We start from the raw sequence: 344 nt of genomic DNA, 5'->3' as shown, positions 1-344 counted from the left end.
GCCGCCTGGTCCCTGATCGCCCTACCTCTCCTCTGCATGGTGGCAATGGGACTGATCGCGAGCGTCTCCCGGCGTCGGGCGGCCGAACCCGCCCCCGAGCCGATCCAGCACCGCGCCGACCACCTGGCCCGGCGGCTCGGGCTGCGCCGGGGGCCCCGGGTGCTCGTCCACCCGACCCTGACCGAGCCGTGCCTCTGCGGCCTGGCCCGGCCGGTCGTCCTCCTGCCGGGGCGATGGCTGGAGGGGGCCGACCCCCCTCGGATCGACGCCGTCCTCGCCCACGAGCTGGCCCACCATCGGCGCCTCGACCTGCCGGTGAACCTGGCGCAGCGCCTGGTCGAGTC

Annotated in this window: 1 protein-coding gene; it reads left to right on the top strand. The window is 76.2% G+C overall.

The window, feature by feature from the left end; translation table 11 throughout:
• Positions 1-45: 45 nt before the first annotated feature.
• The coding region (locus AB1L30_RS00850; protein ID WP_367011449.1) for a M56 family metallopeptidase at positions 46-344 on the top strand (299 nt) is incomplete at its 3' end.

Source organism: Bremerella sp. JC817, assembly GCF_040718835.1.
GTDB lineage: Bacteria > Planctomycetota > Planctomycetia > Pirellulales > Pirellulaceae > Bremerella.
This window is presented reverse-complemented; position numbering and strand designations above follow the sequence as displayed.